Origin of the sequence: Paraburkholderia sp. A1RI_3L, assembly GCF_048957895.1 — a bacterium.
GTDB lineage: Bacteria > Pseudomonadota > Gammaproteobacteria > Burkholderiales > Burkholderiaceae > Paraburkholderia > Paraburkholderia kururiensis.
This window is the reverse complement of the sequence record NZ_JARCHA010000008.1, coordinates 128,505-146,512: the sequence shown is the minus strand read 5'-3', so window position 1 is coordinate 146,512 and position 18,008 is coordinate 128,505. Positions and strand designations below refer to the sequence as shown.

The window sequence follows — 18,008 nt, the reverse complement described above, 5'->3', positions numbered from 1 at the left end:
AGATGCGGGCCGTGGCCGCGGACGCAAAAAATGACGGCATTTTAAAGGAGCCGGCCGGCAAGCGGACGCGACACGCGCTTGCCGCACGCCGCTTGCCGGCGGCACGCGCGTGCTCATGCCCGGCTGGACGATGCCTTCGGGCATGGCGCGGTAGACTGCGGCAACTTCGATGTGAGGCTTTTATGGGCCAACTGACAGGCCAAACGACGGACCAACCGACGGACTAAAGCGACAGGCTAAATGGACAGAATCGACGCCATGCGGGTGTTCGTTGCGGCGGTGGACGAAGGCAGCCTCGCGGGCGCAGGCCGGCGCCTCGGACGCTCGCCCGCCGCCGTGAGTCGTGCCGTCGCATTCCTCGAAGAGCACACGGGCACAGCGCTGCTGCACCGCACGACGCGCACGCTGAGGCTCAGCGATGCCGGCGAACGCTATGCGGGCGCGTGCCGACGCATTCTCACGGATCTCGAAGAGGCCGACCTGCTCGTTGCCGGCGAGGCCGCGGCCCCGCGCGGCCTGCTCACGGTCACGGCGCCCGTGGCCGCGGGCGAGGAGCTATTGCAGCCCGTGCTCGAAGCGTTCATGGCGCTCCATCCCGACGTCACCGTGCGTCTGCAGTTGCTGGACCGTCCCGTGAGTCTCATCGACGAAGGCGTGGACGTGGCGCTGCGCATCGCGCATCTGCCGGACTCGTCGCTGATCGCCATTCCCGTGGGCGAAGTGCGGCGCGTGGTGGCCGCCGCACCGCACTATCTGGGCGGGCATCCGCCCATCACGCAGCCCGCCGATCTTGCGGGTCATCGCATCATCGCCATGACGCATTTCGGCCTCGACTCGTGGAGCTTCCCGCCTGCGGGGCGCTCCACGGTGCCTTTCGTCGTGCAGTTCACGCCGTGCTTCACCGTCAACACGGTGCGCGCGGCGGTGGCCTCGGCCTGCGCGGGGCACGGCGTGACGCGCGTGTTCTCGTATCACGTGGCGGAGGCGGTGCGCGACGGTGCGCTGAAGATCGTGCTCGAAGACAACGAGCATGCGCCGCTGCCGGTGCATCTGATCACGCCGCAAGGGCGGCTTTCGGTGCCGAAGGTGCGTGCGTTCGTCGACTTCGCGGCGCCCCGTTTGCGCGAACAGTTCGCACAGCGGCAGCGGATTACCGACCGCCGGTAACGTCGCGACCTGCCTCGCGCGGGTCTTGCACGGGCTTGCGTGAGGGTGGTGATTCGATCGCCGCGCGGAAGAATGTCTTCCGTGGCGAGGCCATTCAGTTGAAAAACGATTCAATCTAGACTGCCTTTCAGCGAAGGCCGGGACCTTTTCTCCCTCCCCGGCCGGAAGGAGTCGACGATGGATTACGTAGCAACCAAGGGCAGGGCCGCAGGCGCGGCCTCCTTCAATCTCTGGCGCGGCACCGTGGCCGGGGCGAGCGCGAGTCTCGTCGGCATTGGCCTCGCGCGTTTCGCGTACACGCCGCTGTTGCCCGCCATCATCGGCGCGCATTGGTTCGACGCTTCGACGGCCGCGTATCTGGGCGCGGCCAACCTGGGCGGTTATCTTGCGGGCGCACTCGCGGCGCGTGCTCTCGCGAAGCAGTTTCCTGCCGCGTGGGTGCTGCGCGCGATGATGGCGCTCGTCACGGTGGCCTTCGTCGCGTGTGCGCTGCCGGTGTCGTTCCTCTGGTTCTTCTTGTGGCGGCTCGCATCGGGTGTGTCGGGCGGCGTGCTGATGGTGATGGCCGCGCCCACCATCCTCGCGCACGTACCGCCTTCGCGGCGCGGCTTCACGAGCGGGGCGATCTTCACGGGCATCGGGCTCGGCATTGCAGCCTCGGGGACCATCGTGCCGCTGCTGCTGCATCAAGGTCTGACGCAGACCTGGCTCGGGCTCGCCGCGGTCTCGCTCGTGCTTACCGTTGTCGCGTGGAACGGCTGGCCGCATGAGGAGCCGACGGTGCACGCGTCCACCGCCACGCACAACCCCCACGCCGCGCACAAGGCCCCACCGGTTCGCGGACTGCGCGCGCTGTACGCGGGTTACGGCTTGAATGCGGTGGGTCTCGTGCCGCACATGATCTTCCTCGTGGACTACGTGGCGCGCGGTCTCGGCAAGGGCGTGGACGGCGGCGCGCAGTACTGGGTGCTGTATGGCCTTGGCGCGATGGTGGGTCCGCTGGTGAGCGGTCATCTTGCCGACCGGGCGGGCTTTGCGCGGGCGCTGCGCATCGCATACGGGGTGCAGATGATCGCGGTGGCGCTGCCGCTGCTGGGGCTTGGCCCCGTGCCGCTGATGATCTCGAGCGTGGTGATGGGCGCCTTCGCGCCCGGCATCGTGCCGATCGTGCTGGGCCGCGTGAACGAAATGCTCGCGCATCACCCCGCGGCGCAGAAAGGCGCATGGAGCAAGGCGACCACGAGCTTCGCCGTGATGCAGGCGGTGGCCGCGTATGGACTGTCGTTCCTGTTTTCCCGCACGGGCGGCGGTTACGCGATGCTGTTCGCCATCGGCGCGGTCGCTCTGGTGCTCGCGCTGGCACTCGATCTGATCGTGACAGAGAAGGCGAAATGAGCCGGCCCGCCGACGTGGACGGAACGGTGGAAGCAGTTGCGACGGCTGATGATGTCGCCGCCGTGGCCGACGTAACAGCGGACGTGCACGCGTCAGCCCCTCGCAGCTATGCCGGGCGCAACGAGCAGTACTGGCGGCGCAACCTGGCTGTCTGCGTGTTCGGCTCGTTCACCACGCTCGTGAGCCTCAGCATGTTGCTGCCGTTCCTGCCGCTCTATGTGCGGCAACTCGGCGTGAGCTCGCAGGCTGCGGTGATTCAGTGGTCCGGCGTGGCGTTTGGCGCCACGTTTCTGGGCACGGCGGTGACGTCGCCGCTGTGGGGGCGGCTGGCCGACCGTTACGGACGCAAGCCGATGCTGGTGCGCGCCGCTATCGGCATGGCGGTGGTGATGTCGCTGATCGGCGTGGCTCACACGGTGCATCAGCTCGTGGCGCTGCGCCTCGTCGCGGGGCTGGTGGGCGGTTATGCATCGGCGTCCACGGTGATGGTGGGCACCCAGGCGCCGCGCGAACGCGCAGGCTGGGCGCTCGGTGTGCTGTCGACCGGCGCGCTCGCGGGCAATCTGATCGGGCCGCTCGTGGGCGGGCTGCTGCCGGGCTGGATCGGCATTCGCGGCACCTTCTTCGCGGGCGGCGCGATGATCGCCGTGGCTGCTTTGCTTACGATCTTTGTCGTGAAGGAGGATTTTCAGCGCGGCGATGCGGGGGCGCGGGCATCACGGGCGACATCGCGCCCGGCCGTTGACGGGCGCAACGGCACGCGCTTGCCGCAGCGCGCCAACTACGCGGTGATCGCCGCGCTGCTCGTCACGGCGATGATGGTGTTGCTCGCGAACATGTCGATCGAGCCCATCATCACGGTCTATATCGGCGGGCTCGGCGTCGCGGCAGATCGGCTGACGCGCGTGGCGGGCGTCGTCATGGCGTGCTCGGCACTCGGCAGCATGTTGACGGCGGCGCGCCTCGGCGCGCTCGCGGATCGCATCGGCAGCTGGAACGTGATCGTCGGTTGTCTCGTGGCGACAGCGCTCGTCATGATTCCGCAGGCGTTCGTCACGGAGTGGTGGCAGCTTGCGGCGCTGCGCGTGCTGATGGGCATGACGCTCGCGGGGCTGCTACCCGCCATCGCCAAGCTCGCCCGGCACGCCGTGGACGAACGCAGCACCGGCCAGATGCTCGGTTACCTGCAATCGGCGCAGTTCAGCGGGCAGGTGGCGGGCCCGCTGATTGGCGGGCAGATTGGCGTGCTCTTCGGATTGCACGCGGTGTTCTTCGTCACGGGCTCGCTGCTCATGCTCTGCGCGGGGCTTGCGCATTGGGCGCGCAAGCCTTGACGTGCGCGGCGGCGTTCGGCGCGCCGCTGCGGCGGACGGCGCTGCTCACGCCTGCGCGGGACCCATCACCTTGTCGAGCGTGATCGGCAGATCGCGCACCCGCACACCCGTTGCGTGATAGACGGCATTGGCAATCGCCGCGGGCACGCCCGTAATGCCGATCTCGCCAATGCCGCGAATGCCGAGCGGATTGAAATGCTGGTCGTTCTCGTCCACGAACGTGACGTCGATGTCCTGGATGTCCGCGTTCACGGGCACGTGATACTCCGCAAGGTTCGCGTTCGTGAAGCGGCCATGGCGCAGATCGAGTTGCGTGCCTTCTTCGAGCGCGGTGCCCACGCCCCACACGATGCCGCCCATCAACTGGCTGCGCGCGGTCTTCGCGTTGAGCAGCCGCCCCACGCTGTAGACGCCCACGATGCGCGCCACGCGAATGGTGCCGAGTTCCGCATCCACGTGCACTTCGGCAAACACGGCGCCGAACGAGTGGAACGAGTAGCGCGCTTTCTCGTCGCCGGGCTTTGTGGTGCTCTGCGCCTCGATGGGCTGGCCGCCCGCCCGCGCGATGATGGCCGCGGCCGGATCGCGCCGCGAGCTGTCGCGGCGGCTCGTCACCCAGCCGTCTTCCACGGTGACGTCTTCGGCCGCGGCGCCGAAGAGCGGCGAGCCCTTGTCGGCAATGGCCGTGGCGATCAGCTTCGCGCGCGCCTGCAACGCCGCTTCGCGCACCGCGGGCGCGACGCTGGCCGCCGACTGCGAGCCGCCCGACCCGGGCGCGCGCGGCAAGGTCGAATCGCCGAGCGCGAAGCGGATGTTCTGCGGCGGAAAGCCGAGCGCGTCGGCGGCCACCTGCGTCATCACCGTGTAGGTGCCCGTGCCAATGTCCTGCGTGCCCGAGGCCACCATGGCCGTGCCGTCGGGCAGGATGCGCGCGATGGCCGATGCTTCGCTGCGATTCGCGGGATACGTCGCCGTCGCCATGCCGAGCCCGATCAGCGTGTCGCCGCGGCGCATGGAGCGCGGCGTGCTGGTGCGGCGCGACCAGCCGAAGCGCTGCGCGCCCACGCGATAGCACTCGCGCAGTGCCTTGCTCGACCATGGTTTGCCATCCTGAGGATCGACCTCGGCGTAGTTGGCGAGCCGCAGCGCGACGGGGTCCATGCGCAGGCGCCACGCGAGTTCGTCCATGGCGGATTCGAGCGCAAACGAGCCCGGCGTTTCGCCCGGCGCGCGCATGAAGGTGGGCGTGCCGACGTTGAGCGGCACGAGCCGGTGCGTGGTGGCCTGGTTCGGCACGGCGTAGAGAATGCGCGTGGCGAGGCCGCACATCTCGGTCCAGTCTTCGAAGGTCGAGGTGTTGGCAAGCGAGTCGTGACGCATGCCGGTGAGCGTGCCGTCGTGACGCGCGGCGAGCACGAGGCGCTGCTCGGTGTGCGGCCGGCCGCCCACGGGCCCGAACATCTGCGGACGCGTGAGCGCGAGGCGCACGGGGCGGCCCGTCTGCTTTGCAGCCATCGCGCACAACGAAACGTGCGACCACGACGAGCCCTTGCAGCCGAAGCCGCCGCCCAGGAACGGCGAGATCACGCGCACGTTGTCGGGCGCGATGCCGAACACGGCGGCCACCGCCGTGCGCGCGCCCGAGACACCTTGCGTCGAGTCGTAGAGCGTGAGCTGCGGGCCGTCCCAGTGGGCCATCGTGGCGTGCGGCTCCATGGGATTGTGGTGCTGCATCGGCGTGGTGTAGGTCACGTCGAGCACGGCGGCGCCTTCGTGCAAACCGGCCTCCACGTTGCCGCGCTGCGTGGCCATCGGGCGGTTCTGCTGGTCAGGCGGCGTGTGAGCCGCAGCCTTGGCGCGATCGAAGTCGAGCGCGGCGTTGCTCGCGCGGTACTGGATGCGTAGCGCGTTCGCGGCGTCCGTTGCGCGTTCGAGCGTGTCGGCCACCACTACGGCGACAGGCTCGTTGCTGTAGCGCACCTGGTCGTCCTGCAGCAGCGTGAGCCGGCGCCCCGCGGGCGGCGACAACGGCGAGCGCCCGCTGTTGGGCAGACGCATGGCGTTTTCGTGCGTCATGACGAGCAGCACGCCAGGCATGGACTGCGCGCGGCTCGCATCGATGGATGCGACGCTGCCGCACGCAATCGTGCTCGTGACGAGCACCGCATGCGCAAGACGCGCCTCGGGAAACTCGGCGGCGTAGCGTGCCTCGCCCGTCACCTTGAGCACGCCGTCGATACGATCGAGCGGCTGGCCGGTCAGGTTGTTCATGCGAAGTCTCCAATCTGTCCTGCGGCGCGCTTCATGCAGCGCACGATGGCGCGTTGTGCGAGCGGCACTTTGAAGGCGTTGCCCTCGAGCGGCCGGGCGTCGCGCAGGGCGAGGGCAGCGGCGTCGCGCAACGTGGCATCGGTGAGGCGCTGGCCCGCGAGCCGTTGCTCTGCTGCCGTGGCGCGCAGCGGCTTGTGCGCCACACCGCCCAGCGCGATGCGCGCTTCCTTCACGGTGTGGCCGTCCATCTGCAACGCAGCCGCGACCGAAACGAGCGCGAACGCGTAGCTCGCGCGGTCGCGCACCTTGAGGTAATGCGCGTGGTCGGCGAAGCGCGGCGGCGGGAGATCGACCGCGGTGATGAGTTCGCCGGGTTCGAGCGTGGTGTCGAGATCGGGACGGTCGCCGGGCAGACGATGAAACGAGGCGAATGGAATCTGCCGCTCGCCGCTCGGGCCGCTCACGAGCACGACGGCATCGAGCGCCGCGAGCGCCACGCTCATGTCCGACGGATTCACGGCCACGCATTGCGGGCTCGCGCCGAGAATGGCGTGCATGCGGTTGTGGCCACCCATCGCGGCGCACCCGCTGCCCGGGTTGCGTTTGTTGCACTGGGCGAACGCGGGATCGTAGAAATACGCGCAGCGCGTGCGCTGCATGAGGTTGCCGCCCACGGTGGCCATGTTGCGCAACTGTGCCGAGGCACCGGCAAGCAGCGCTTGCGAGAGCAACGGATAGCGCGTGCGAACGAGCGCGTGGTTCGCGGCGTCGCTGTTGCGCACGAGTGCGCCGATGCGCAGCGCGCCGCCCGGTCGCGTATCGATCGAATCGAGGCCGCTGATGCGCGTGATGTCGATGAGCTTGACGGGATGCGCCACGCCGCCTTTCATGAGGTCCAGCAGATTCGTGCCGCCGCCGATGAACACCGCGCCCGGCTGCTGCGCGGCACGCACCGCGCTCGCGACGTCGGTTGCGCGTTCATAGGAGATCGCTTGCATGTGGGCTCGCTCCTGTCTGTTGTCTGTTGCGTGGATCGATGCGTGGGTTATGCCTTCGCCGTATGCACAGCGCGCACGGCGGCCACGATGTTCGGATACGCGCCGCAGCGGCACAGGTTGCCGCTCATGCGTTCGCGGATCTCGTCGTCGGAAAGCTGTGCGGGACGCGTGCGTACGTCGTCGGTGGCGGCGCTCGCGGTGCCTGCGGAGAACTCGTTCAGAAGCGCCGTGGCCGAGCACAGTTGGCCCGGCGTGCAATAGCCGCACTGAAACGCGTCATGTTCGATGAACGCCTGCTGCATGGGACTCAGCACACCGTTGTTCGCGAGGCCTTCGACGGTGGTGATGCGCTCGCCTTCGTGCATGACGGCAAGCGTCAGACACGCGTTGATGCGGCGTCCGTTGGCGAGCACGGTGCAAGCGCCGCATTGACCGCGGTCGCAGCCCTTCTTGGTGCCCATGAGACCGGCGTATTCGCGCAGCGCATCGAGCAGCGTGACGCGCGGTTCGAGTTGCAAGGTGTACTCGCGGCCGTTGATGTCGAGCCGCACAGGCTGCGGCGGGACGGCTGCGCGCGGCGGCGTGGGCGAAACCGATGGCGGCACGGCGGAGGGCGCCGCCACCTGAGGCGTCTGCGCGCGCAGATGCGGCGCCGCGCCTATCGTTGCGGCCGCCGCCGCGGACTGCAGGAAGCGGCGGCGGGCCTTATTGGCCGGGGGCGGCGCGCTGTCGGTATCGGAAGCGCGGGGCCGATGAGTCGATGCCGTCGCCTCGTCATCAGGCGTCTCGGTATGGGTGGGTGTCGTCGTGAATCGATCGCTGGACATGACGTTCTGCTCACTCCATGAAGGTGGGTGCAGAGGCAGCAATTTCAGTGCCGCGCGCAGGGTGCAGGCCCGCGCATCAACGTCGCACGTTGCACGCAACACGCGGCAAAGTAAAGCAGATGTCGCGACTTTCGTTCGATATGACAGCGGTCTGGCGCGAGGCTGTCACGCAGGTGGCGGCATGCTGTCGTGATCGACAGAAAAGGGCGTGGAGGGGCGTGAACGACGTTGCACCGAAGGCTTGCGATTTCGCTACGGGATTTCGCTACCGCACGCTCGAACGTGATGGGGCGACGGGTGGCGTGTGCGATCGATCGACGGCTTGCGCTGTTGCGCGGCTACGCCCCTTCGTTCACCGCATCGCGTTTCGCCTGCGCGCGCCATTGCGCCGGGGTCACGCCCACGTGTCGTTTGAATACGCGCTGGAATGCGGCGTCGGACTGATACCCCACCGCTTCACCGATCTCCGCCACGGAAAGCCGTGTTTGCGCGAGCTTGCGGCCGGCCAGCGTCATGCGGATTTCGGTCAGCACGTCGGCGGGCGAACGGCCCAACGCTTCTTCGAAGTGGCGCACGAACGTCGCACGCGACATGTGGCAGCGCGCGGCGAGTGCGGGGAGGGTCCACGGTTGAGCGGGCTCGTCGAACATCGCGGCAATGGCCGGTTGCAGACGCGGCCTCTGCGCGAGTGCAAGCAGGCCGCGCGGGGCGTCGGCAGATTCGCTCGCGCAGCGCAGTGTCAACGCGAACAGCGCACCGGAGAGTTGATTCACGATCGTTCCATAACCGGGGCGCTGCTCGAACGCTTCTTCGCGCATGAGTTCGACGAGACGCGCAAGACGACTGGCCGCGAAGGCGGTATCGCGTTCGTCCTGCTCGACACTCGCGGTCATGCTGCTGACGATGAGGCGTTGCGGCAGATGATCGCGTAGCAACTGCTGCGGCACGACCGGCAACACGAACCATCCGCAGAGCAGGTCGGCGCCACCACGCGTGCTGCCGTTGGTCGCGATGGTCAACCCGTCAACCTGTTCCTCGCGCACGGCGCGTGCCCGTTTGCCGCTGCCGTCGTGCACGGTGTGCGCGCTGCCGGACGGGAACAGCACGATGTCGCCCGCCTTCATGCGCACCGCGGATTTACCGCGTGGCGCGCCGGGTATTTCCACGACGGCTTCGCCACGCAACAGCACGTGATAGCGGATTTCCCACTCGCCGGCGCGTGGCTCGTCGAGCCGCCACGGGGAGCCGAAGTGGCAGCGCACGTCGAGTCGCCCGGCGACGGGCATCAGCGAAAGGAGTCGGTCGAGTAGTTCCATGTGAGACGTTTGAGCATGAATTTGCGCAATTATGGCATTAAACGGCTCGTGGTGTGTGCCTACACTGACGTCCATGCCATACGACATGGCTAACCTCTCAACTCAGGAGCACATCATGACCCGTCTCACCAGCATCCGCCCCGAAGCCGCCACCGGTGCCGCCGCCGAAGTGTTCGCGAAGATCAAGAAGGCCGTCGGCAAGGTGCCGAACGCTTACGCCACGGTCGGCACGCACAGCCCCGAAGCGCTTTCGGCTGTGCTCGCGTTCGACGCCGCGGTGGCGGCCAGCACGCTCGGCAAGTCCGATATCGAAGTCATCAAGCTCGTGGTGAGCGAGCACGTGGGCTGTGATTACTGTGTCGCTGCACACACGCTGATGGGCAAGCTCGCGGGGCTTTCGGCCGAACAGATGAAGCAGGCGAGGTCGGGCGCGGCAACCGGCGACGCGAAGCGCGACGCGCTGGTCACGTACGTGCGCACGCTCGTCGGCACGCGCGGTACGGTGCCGGCTGATGCGGTGGACGCGATTCGCGCCGCCGGCTACACGGAGCGCCAGGTCATCGAGATCAATCTCGCGATCGCGTCGATCACGTTCACGAATCTGGTTAACCGCGTGAATGACACGGACATCGATTTTCCGGCCGTCGCATAACGTTGCGTGACGTTGCGTGACGTTGCATAAGGTCGGTGTGTCGGCACGCGGACGCCGATTGTATGGCTCGCCAAAACAGTGATTTCAGGCGCGACCCGTTTAACGCGGGCCGCGCAACTCCTACACTGGCATCCAACAGCTTCAGACAAACAACGGTCTGCGGCTTATCCGATAAACAACTTTTGGAGGTTCATCATGAAATCGCTTATCAAGTCCGTGGTTATCGCTCTTGCCGTCGCTGCACCGGTGGCTTCGTTTGCGCAGTCGAATGCGCCCGTGACACGCGCCCAGCTTCGCGCCGAACTGGTGCAACTGGAAAAGGCCGGCTACAACCCGGTTTCGGACCGCGTCGACTATCCGGCGCGACTGCAGGCAGCGCAAGCGCGCGTCGCGGCGCAGAACGGTGACGCGCAGGCTTATGGCGGCACGGTAGCGGGTTCGTCGCAATCGGGCCAGCGCACCGACGTGCAAGTGTCGTCGTACTCGGCGCCCATCTTCGTGCGTCATTGATGGAAGCAGCGCCGGCCGGATGAATGGGCTGGCGCGTGATTTGAGCGGTATTTGAAGGCTCTGGCTTTGAAGGCGCTAGCCCGCCACTCCCGTTAATGGGGAGTGGCGGGCTTGTTTCGTTTGCGGAGTTATTTGGCGGTCGTTTTGCAGGCGCGACGCGATTATCTCGCCAGACAAAACAGTGATTTCGGGCGCGGCCCGTTTAACTCGGGCGGCTCAACTCCTACACTGCTCTCTAACAGCTTCAGACAAACAGTGGTCTGGGGCTTGCCGGACAAACAAACTTAGGAGGTCCATCATGAAATCGCTCGTCAAGTCTGTGGTTATCGCCCTTGCTATCGCTGCGCCGGTGGCTTCGTTCGCGCAGTCGAATGCGCCTGTGACGCGTGCGCAGGTTCGCGCCGAACTGGTGCAACTGGAGAAGGCCGGCTACAACCCGTCCGGCGACCGTACCAATTACCCGTCGGAATTGCAGGCTGCGCAGGCACGTGTAGCCGCGCAAAACGGTGACGCGCAGGCCTATGGCGGCACGGTGGCGGGTTCGTCGCAATCGGGTCAGCCCGCTGAGCGGCAAGTGTCGTCGTACTCGGCCCCTATCTTCCTGCATCACTAAAAGCGCGCGCGGGGCGCGTCGATGCGCCCCGCGGCACGCATCAGTCGATGCCGTGAAAGATCGCGTCGTCCGGCCCGAGCCATGCGGGCCGTTTCCATGTGGCATCGCGCATCGAATGCTGGACGAGTTTTTCCACGCCAAGCAGTACCGCGAAGATCGCCATGCGCACCGGAATGCCGTTGTCCGTCTGCCGGAAGATGGCGAGGCGCGAGTCGTGGTTCAGGTCGGTTGAGAGATCGTTGGCGCCCGGCCGGCTGTCGCGCGGCAGCGGGTGCATGATCAGCGTGTCCGGTCCGCACACGGCATCGACGAGCGCCTGATTGATCTGGAATTCGGGCGTGTAGCCCTCGAACGATTCGTCCGCGAAGCGTTCTTTCTGGATGCGCGTGGCGTACACCACATCGGCGCCGCGCAGGCCTTCCGCGAGCGCGTGCGTCTGTTCCACCACATGATCGTTACGCGAGATCTGCTCGATGATGTAGCTGGGCATTTCGAGCGTGGGCGGCGAGATCAGCGTGAACTTGATGCCGCGATACAACGCGAGCAGCTTCACGAGCGAATGCACCGTGCGGCCGTACTTGAGATCGCCTACGAGTGCGATGTGCGCACCGTCCACGATCTTGCCGAGCCGCGAGAATTCGCGCTGGATGGTGTAGAGGTCGAGCAGGGCCTGGCTCGGATGTTCGCCGGGGCCGTCGCCGCCGTTGATGACGGGAATGTTGGTGGCGCGCGCGAATTCGGCCACGGAGCCTTGTTCAGGATGACGAATCACCATCGCGTCGACGTAGCCGCTCATCACGCGGCTCGTATCGTAGATGGATTCGCCTTTCGCCATCGACGAGAACGTGAAGCCCGTCGTGTCGCATACCGATCCCCCGAGCCGGCAGAACGCCGCGCCGAAGCTCACGCGCGTGCGCGTGCTGGCCTCGAAGAACAGATTGCCCAGCACGGCGCCTTCCAGCACGCGCGAGATTTTCCGGCGCTGGGCGATGGGCTGCATGATGTCGGCGACGCGAAAGAGCGCTTCTACGGCGTCGCGCGAGAACTGGTCGACGGAAAGCAGTTGGGGCTTGCCTTCGAACAGCATCTGGCTGGCAAGCGACTGTGAATCTACGCTTTGCGTATATCCTTCGCCGGGCTCGGCATTGACCACGATCTCGGAAACGAAGCGCTCCACGATTTCGGGCATGCCGCGCGATTCCTGCGAATCGTCGGGCAGAAGCCATGTGTCCAGCGCCCGGCGGGACACGCCGATGCGGCTTGCGAAGGAGTCGCGGGTCATGTTCAGACGCCGCATGGCGTCGCGAAGGAAGGCTTGTTGGGGGACGCTCATGGTGGCACCGTGCGGTTGGTCGGCGAAAGGAATCTATACGCGGTGCGTATATTAGTTCGTCGCCTGTGGAAGTCAAGCGGATTCGGCCCGAGCTTGCGCCTGCGCACGGCTTCGTCTTTCCGCCGCGGGCGCCACCGCCGTCCAAAACCGGTTAAACTGCCGCCCATGCATTCCGCCGCCTTTTTCCAACATCGTGTGTTCCAGTCCGCCGGTCTCGCCGCGCGGGCCGCGGTGGCGTGCATGTTCGCCGGCTCGAAAGCCAAAAAACAGCTGCTCATCTGACCGGAGCCTGCTGTTCCGTCAGATGTGCGACGGAACAGTTGGCAGCCCCCGGCCCCGCAATATCCCCCGCCGTTTCTGTAGTCCCCGGGTCTTCACCAGCCTCGCCGCGCGCCGCTCTGCGGATCTTCCATACGGTCGCATTCGAGGTATGTCATGTCGATTTTTTCGGGTATCTGGATTCCTGTCGTCACGCCGTTCGCCCATGGGGCCGTGGATCACGAGGCACTTGCCGCGATGGTTCGCCGCCAGGCGCAGGCCGGGGTAGCGGGATTTGTCGCGCTGGGCACGACGGGCGAGCCGGCTGCGCTCGATGCAGCCGAGCAGGCCGCCGTGCTCGCCACGATCCGGCGTGCCGCAGGCCCACTGCCCGTGGTGGCCGGCGTGAGCGGCAATCAGGTGGCAAGCGTGCGCGAGCAGATTGCGATGCTCAACGAGAAGCCCATTGCGGGGCTGCTCATCAGCGCGCCGTACTACGTGCGGCCGTCGCAGGCCGGGCTCATCGATTATTTCTCCACACTCGCCGATGCGAGCGCGAAGCCGATCCTGCTCTACGACATTCCACAGCGCACGGGCGTGCGTATCGATCTGCCGACGTTGCTTACGCTCGCGGAACATCCGCGCATCGTAGGCGTGAAGGATTGCTCCGGGTCGCTCGAAACGACGCTGGCGCTGATTCTGGATGGCCGGCTCCAGGTGCTGTGCGGCGAGGACCTGAATCTGTTCGGCACGCTGTGCATGGGCGGTAGCGGCGGCATTACGGCGTCTGCGCACGTGCAGCCGGAGCGCTTCGTGGCGATGTATCGCGCGCTTGCCGAGGGCAGGCTGGACGAGGGACGCGCGCTTTGGCACGCGCTCGTGCCGCTCGTGCGCGCGCTGTTCGCCGAGCCGAACCCGGCGCCCGTCAAGGCGGCGCTCGCCGTGCTCGGCATCATGCGCAACGAACTGCGCGCGCCGATGACGCCGGTCAGCCCGGCGTTGCAGCGTCAACTGGAGACGCTGCTGGCGGCGTAGTGTCGAGCGCGAAGCCCTCGTCGAGCCAGCCGGTGATGCCGCCGATCATGACCTTCACCGGCCGGCCGAGTCGGGCGAGACGGATGGCGCCACGCGCGGCGCCGTTGCAATGCGGGCCGGCGCAGTAGGTGACGAAGAGCGTGTCTGCGGGATAGGCGGCGAGCTTCGACGCCACGATCTTGCCGTGCGGCAGATTGACTGCGCCGGGCACATGGCCGCGTGCGTAGAGAGCAGGGCTGCGCACGTCGAGCAACACGAAGTCGGGCGTGCCGGAAGCGAGCGCATCGTGGACGTCCCAGCAGTCGGTCTCGAAACCCATCGACGATTCGAAGTGCGCGAGGGCCGTGGCACTCGGGGCCGCGGGTACGGCGGTGACGGCGTTCGGTGCCGCGCCCGGCGTGGCATCGATTGCGTGGGCGGTGGTTTCGCTGCGTGAAAACTCGGGCGGCATGGTGGGGCTCCTCTTTGATCGGGATGGAGCCCACATGGTGCGATGGCGACGCCGCGCCGGTAAGTGGCGCAATCGACAATCTCCGGTAACATCGCGCCATGCCAGATCATCTCGTCGTCGCGCTGGTCTACGACCGGCTCTGCACCTTCGAATTCGGCTGCGTCACCGAGGTGTTCGCGCTCGAGCGCCCGGAACTCGGTGTGGACTGGTACCGCTTTGCGGTGTGTGCCGTGGAGCGTGGACCGATACGCGCGGCAGGCGGCATCACGCTCGCGGCGCCTCACACGTTGGCGTTGCTCGACCGTGCGCAAACCATCGTCGTGCCGGGCTGGCGCGATGCCGCCGAACTGCCGCCGCCCGCGTTGCTGAAGAAGCTATACGCCGCCTGGCGGCGCGGCGCGCGTCTGTGCTCGATCTGCTCGGGCGTGTTCGTGCTTGCGGCCGCCGGCGTGCTGGACGGCAAAACCGTCACGACGCACTGGCGCTACGCGCAGCAGTTACAGCAGCGCTACCCGCAGCTGCGTGTGAAACCCGACGCGCTGTATGTCGATGAAGGTGAGGTGATGACGTCCGCGGGGTCGGCGGCCGGGCTCGACATGCTGCTGCATCTCGTGCGCCGCGATTACGGGCCGGCGGTGGCGAATCGCGTGGCGCAGCGCCTCGTCGTGCCGCCGCATCGCGACGGCGGGCAGGCGCAGTTCGTGCCGAGACCGATGCCGCCCGACAACGGTGGTCGTCTTGCGAAGCTGATGGACTGGATGCGCGCGAACGCGGCGCAGACCCATACGCTCGCCTCGCTCGCGGAGCGAGCCGCGATGAGCCCGCGCACGCTGCAGCGCCAGTTTCGCGAGGCCACGGGCCAGGCGCCTGTGGAGTGGCTGATTCGCGAGCGAGTGGCGATTGCGCGGGAACTGCTCGAAGCGTCCGGCGAGATGCCGATCGCGCACGTGGCGCAGCTCGCGGGCTTTGGTTCGGAGGAGTCGCTACGCCGTCACTTCAGGCGCATTGCGCTGACGAGTCCGGCGCAATATCGCAGAAAGTTCGGCGTTGGCGCGTCGGGTCGCCGTACGGCGGCGTGACGGGATTCAGGCAGCGACCACGTTCGCCACGTTACGCTTCGCCGTTCTGAAGAACCCGCCGCCCCGGGACATGGGATGCGACCACGCGCGCGATATCCAGCGCGCTGCTTTCGGCGGGCACGACCTGGCGCCTCGCGTCTTCGTCGTCAGGCAGTGTCCATTCGACGAGCCGGTACGAACGTCCGAACGGATGACGCTGCGGCGCCGATATCCTGCAGCTTTGCACGGGCTTGACTGCGGTATCGCGCTGCATGGTGTGAAGCAGTTGAAGCACCGCGCTCTCGTCCAGCACTGTTTTTCTGGTCATTGTGGTTTCTCCCCACGTGTCAGCGACCCTGGCACGCCCTGTGAGGCTGCAACAGCCCAAAAAAATGCCGCCGATGCTTTGGCGGCCGAACAGGGGATGGTCGTATGGTTGCAGCGAAGAATTAAACGAGCCTTAAAGCACGCGGTGAGGTTGTATCAGTTCATTTCGCGAGCGGATGCGCGGACAGCGCCGGACGGTGTGCGCAGGGTGCGTGATGGAGTCGCGCCGCATATCGGCGGAGCAGGCGGAGCAGGGCATACGAGTGAGGTGCGTGCAAAAACCTGCACGTTGTCAGTGAGTGCCGCTGACCAGGGGCGTGCCCGAGCATGCGACGCCGCTGGCGCAGCGTCGACTTCAAAAGCAGGGAAAAGGAGAAGCGGCGGGCTTACTTCGCGCCGCGCGTGTGGCTATGCCGTAGCGTTTCGCGAACCTTTTTCGCGACGAACAGCGGCACATAGTCGAGGATGCGGGCGTCGGCCCGGTAGTCGTCCCATGTTTCTTCGTACATTCTTGCCACCGTTTCTTCCGGCGTATTGGTTTCAGCTGCAATGGCGTGGACGACTTCCGCTTTGTTGGGCTGAGCCATGTTGCTCTCCGGGGGCGACAGGACGAGGGAAGAAAGACGCGCAGGTCTGATTAGAGAACACCGGATGGCCCGATGCAAATTGAATCGCACTATCGGTCCGGCGCCGGGTAAAAGAAGTAGACCGGGTTCCACTACACCCGTGCCGTGTATGCAAGATGCGCGCCTTGAATCCGGTATGGCCACGCGGCATGACGGCGCAGTGCGCTACCCCTCTTTTTGCCATATTCGCTTCGTACGGCCGTGGTATATATGGCGACGTTCCCACATTCTGGTGGACGGCAACTGTCCGCTATATCAGTCACTCGCTTTTGACGGAGCGTGACGATGAAAACGCTAAAAATCGCCGGGTATTGCGCGCTCGGTGTCGTGGTGGTCGCATTACTCGTGAGCCTCAGCGCTATTCTGCGCGACAGCGTCATTAACCGGCAGATCCACATGCAAGGCCCGTCCGACAGCAGTGTGGTGGCACAGAGTACCGATACGCCGGCGTCCGCCGTTATCTCGTCCCGCTAACAGCCGCTGTTTTTTCTCTTTTCGCCATGCACGTCGCTATGCACGCGCGGCGGCCTTGCCGCGCAGCCGACATGGGCGCGTCATTCCTAATCTGACGATCTTTGACATTCGCCCTCGTGACGTTCCAATAGAATCGATTCGCAGGAGAAACTGGCCGTCATCGTAAGTGTTAAATCTCGCCGAAATTTTTTCGGTCGCGAAACCGATTGGCCGTTTCGATTATCGACTTTATTCCCGAACGTCAGTGCCTTGCGCTCGTGCGCCTGCTCGGCGCGGCCGGCTGAAAGAACGGCAAAAAGAAGGGCAAAACCCAATGCAAACGGATCAGACGCGATAGCGTCCGTTTGGTTTGCACACGGCATGTGCGTCATCGTTGCGCGCCGTTTGCCGTCTTCAGTCGCGCCGCCGCGGCAGCGCCCGGATGTTTCGCCAACGCGACAGGGCCGCACCGGCTCGCATGGTTGTCGCGTTCACAGTGACGGAGTGCCGGGTGCACCGGGAACAAAGCCGCCATGTTGCAGCATTGCGGGGGGAGCATGAGGATAGCGATTCTGGCCGCGGACGTGACGCGCGCCGACTTTGCCGCTCAGGCGCTGTTGCGCGGCGGCCATACCTGCCGGGCATTTTTCGACGGCGTGTCGCTCGCGCACGCGCTCGAACAGCAAGCACTGGATCTCGTGGTAATCGACTGGGACATGTCCCGCATGCGCGGCGACATGCCACTGGGCTGGGCGCGGCAACGCAGCCCGGCCAGAACGCCGGTGCTGTGCATTGTGCAGGCCGGGGGCGCAGCACCGCCTGGCGTAATCGGCGATGTCCCCGTGGACCGTTGCGTGATCGGGCCGCTGTCCGCAGCGGCACTGCTCGCTGAGGTCGATGCCATGCTGGCCCGGGCGCTTGCCGAGCGGTCGGTCGCGCTGGCTACACACGGCGCGCACGGATACGCGGGCATGAACGGCCATGCGAATGGCTACAGGAACGGCCAGGCCATCGACCGGAAGATCGATCACGGAATCGACCAGAGTACGGGCAAGGCTGTGTTCGGCGACTTCGAATTCGATTTCGGCACACGCGCAGTGTTCGTGAAAGGGCGAGCCGTCACGCTGACCCAGAAAGAATTCAGCCTTGCCCTGCTGCTCTTTCAGTGCATCGACGCGTCGCTGTCGCGCGAGCAGATCTTCGAAGCGGTGTGGCCGTCCTCGGCTGGCGCGCCGTCGCGCACCATGGACACGCACATTTCCGTGGTGCGTACCAAGCTCGGGCTCAGGCCGGAAAACGGCTACCGGCTCTCGCCTATCTACGGCTACGGCTATCGTCTCGAGCAGCTGGTGAATCGCGATAAGGCATGACGCTTCACGGCGGC

At 66.2% G+C, this 18,008-nt stretch carries 18 protein-coding genes; 10 read left to right on the top strand and 8 right to left on the bottom strand.

Annotation, left to right across the window (positions count from 1 at the left end):
• Window positions 1–240: 240 nt before the first annotated feature.
• From PXJ20_RS21380 to PXJ20_RS21370, 3 genes are all read left to right on the top strand, one after another.
• Complete coding sequence (locus tag PXJ20_RS21380; protein WP_421031093.1) at window positions 241–1,167, top strand: LysR family transcriptional regulator; 927 nt, start codon at window positions 241–243, stop codon at window positions 1,165–1,167.
• A 177-nt stretch (window positions 1,168–1,344) separates the two neighbouring features.
• Window positions 1,345–2,562 carry a YbfB/YjiJ family MFS transporter gene (locus PXJ20_RS21375; RefSeq protein ID WP_421031092.1) on the top strand — a complete coding sequence of 406 codons (1,218 nt, stop codon included), beginning with the start codon at window positions 1,345–1,347 and terminating at the stop codon, window positions 2,560–2,562.
• On the top strand, window positions 2,559–3,896 hold the full coding sequence (locus PXJ20_RS21370; RefSeq protein WP_421031091.1) for an MFS transporter: 1,338 nt from the start codon (window positions 2,559–2,561) through the stop codon (window positions 3,894–3,896). The genes PXJ20_RS21375 and PXJ20_RS21370 overlap by 4 nt, the downstream gene beginning before the upstream one ends.
• 45 nt (window positions 3,897–3,941) lie before the next feature.
• On the opposite strand, the gene PXJ20_RS21365 is transcribed toward PXJ20_RS21370, so the two are convergent.
• The 4 genes from PXJ20_RS21365 to PXJ20_RS21350 all read right to left on the bottom strand — a co-directional run bounded on the left by PXJ20_RS21365 (window position 3,942) and on the right by PXJ20_RS21350 (window position 9,308).
• Window positions 3,942–6,167: a xanthine dehydrogenase family protein molybdopterin-binding subunit gene (locus tag PXJ20_RS21365; RefSeq protein WP_421031090.1), complete on the bottom strand. Its 2,226-nt coding sequence runs from the start codon at window positions 6,165–6,167 to the stop codon at window positions 3,942–3,944.
• Window positions 6,164–7,165, bottom strand: coding sequence for an FAD binding domain-containing protein (locus tag PXJ20_RS21360; RefSeq protein WP_421031089.1), 1,002 nt, complete (start codon window positions 7,163–7,165; stop codon window positions 6,164–6,166). The genes PXJ20_RS21365 and PXJ20_RS21360 overlap by 4 nt, the downstream gene beginning before the upstream one ends.
• Window positions 7,166–7,212: 47 nt before the next feature.
• Window positions 7,213–7,992, bottom strand: a complete 780-nt coding sequence (locus PXJ20_RS21355; RefSeq protein WP_421031088.1) for a (2Fe-2S)-binding protein — start codon at window positions 7,990–7,992, stop codon at window positions 7,213–7,215.
• Between the two features lie 338 nt (window positions 7,993–8,330).
• Entirely contained in the window at window positions 8,331–9,308 is a 978-nt protein-coding gene (locus PXJ20_RS21350) for a cupin domain-containing protein (RefSeq protein ID WP_421031087.1), read from the bottom strand.
• Between the two features lie 115 nt (window positions 9,309–9,423).
• Here PXJ20_RS21350 and PXJ20_RS21345 point away from each other — a divergent pair, with 115 nt between their 5' ends.
• The 3 genes from PXJ20_RS21345 (at window position 9,424) to PXJ20_RS21335 (ending at window position 11,083) form a co-directional block, all read left to right on the top strand.
• Window positions 9,424–9,960, top strand: coding sequence for a carboxymuconolactone decarboxylase family protein (locus PXJ20_RS21345; RefSeq protein ID WP_017777482.1), 537 nt, complete (start codon window positions 9,424–9,426; stop codon window positions 9,958–9,960).
• A gap of 195 nt (window positions 9,961–10,155) precedes the next feature.
• The gene (locus PXJ20_RS21340; protein ID WP_017777483.1) at window positions 10,156–10,470 is read left to right on the top strand and encodes a DUF4148 domain-containing protein; all 315 of its coding nucleotides are present in this window, start codon (window positions 10,156–10,158) and stop codon (window positions 10,468–10,470) included.
• Between the two features lie 298 nt (window positions 10,471–10,768).
• Window positions 10,769–11,083: a DUF4148 domain-containing protein gene (locus PXJ20_RS21335; RefSeq protein WP_126876431.1), complete on the top strand. Its 315-nt coding sequence runs from the start codon at window positions 10,769–10,771 to the stop codon at window positions 11,081–11,083.
• A gap of 40 nt (window positions 11,084–11,123) precedes the next feature.
• On the opposite strand, the gene PXJ20_RS21330 is transcribed toward PXJ20_RS21335, so the two are convergent.
• Window positions 11,124–12,416, bottom strand: a complete 1,293-nt coding sequence (locus tag PXJ20_RS21330) for an aspartate carbamoyltransferase (protein ID WP_026121984.1) — start codon at window positions 12,414–12,416, stop codon at window positions 11,124–11,126.
• A 435-nt stretch (window positions 12,417–12,851) separates the two neighbouring features.
• On the opposite strand from PXJ20_RS21330, the gene dapA reads away from it, so the two are divergent.
• Window positions 12,852–13,709 carry a 4-hydroxy-tetrahydrodipicolinate synthase gene (gene dapA / locus PXJ20_RS21325; RefSeq protein ID WP_421031086.1) on the top strand — a complete coding sequence of 286 codons (858 nt, stop codon included), beginning with the start codon at window positions 12,852–12,854 and terminating at the stop codon, window positions 13,707–13,709.
• Here the strand turns inward: dapA and PXJ20_RS21320 are convergent.
• Window positions 13,663–14,160 (bottom strand): rhodanese-like domain-containing protein, encoded by a 498-nt coding sequence (locus PXJ20_RS21320; RefSeq protein WP_421031085.1) that lies wholly within the window; start codon window positions 14,158–14,160, stop codon window positions 13,663–13,665. The two genes, dapA and PXJ20_RS21320, sit on opposite strands and share 47 nt — an antisense overlap.
• Before the next feature lie 98 nt (window positions 14,161–14,258).
• Here PXJ20_RS21320 and ftrA point away from each other — a divergent pair, with 98 nt between their 5' ends.
• Window positions 14,259–15,239, top strand: a complete 981-nt coding sequence (ftrA, locus tag PXJ20_RS21315) for a transcriptional regulator FtrA (protein WP_421031084.1) — start codon at window positions 14,259–14,261, stop codon at window positions 15,237–15,239.
• A gap of 31 nt (window positions 15,240–15,270) precedes the next feature.
• Here ftrA and PXJ20_RS21310 read toward each other — a convergent pair whose 3' ends face one another.
• Entirely contained in the window at window positions 15,271–15,546 is a 276-nt protein-coding gene (locus PXJ20_RS21310) for a DUF2866 domain-containing protein (RefSeq protein WP_411828962.1), read from the bottom strand.
• 385 nt (window positions 15,547–15,931) lie between these two features.
• Window positions 15,932–16,132, bottom strand: a complete 201-nt coding sequence (locus tag PXJ20_RS21305; RefSeq protein ID WP_017777490.1) for a DUF3562 domain-containing protein — start codon at window positions 16,130–16,132, stop codon at window positions 15,932–15,934.
• 324 nt (window positions 16,133–16,456) lie between these two features.
• Between PXJ20_RS21305 and PXJ20_RS21300 the strand changes: the two genes are divergently transcribed.
• Both PXJ20_RS21300 and PXJ20_RS21295 read left to right on the top strand, forming a co-directional pair.
• Window positions 16,457–16,645, top strand: coding sequence for a hypothetical protein (locus tag PXJ20_RS21300; protein ID WP_017777491.1), 189 nt, complete (start codon window positions 16,457–16,459; stop codon window positions 16,643–16,645).
• 536 nt (window positions 16,646–17,181) lie between these two features.
• Window positions 17,182–17,994, top strand: coding sequence for a response regulator transcription factor (locus PXJ20_RS21295; protein WP_421031083.1), 813 nt, complete (start codon window positions 17,182–17,184; stop codon window positions 17,992–17,994).
• Window positions 17,995–18,008 lie beyond the last annotated feature (14 nt).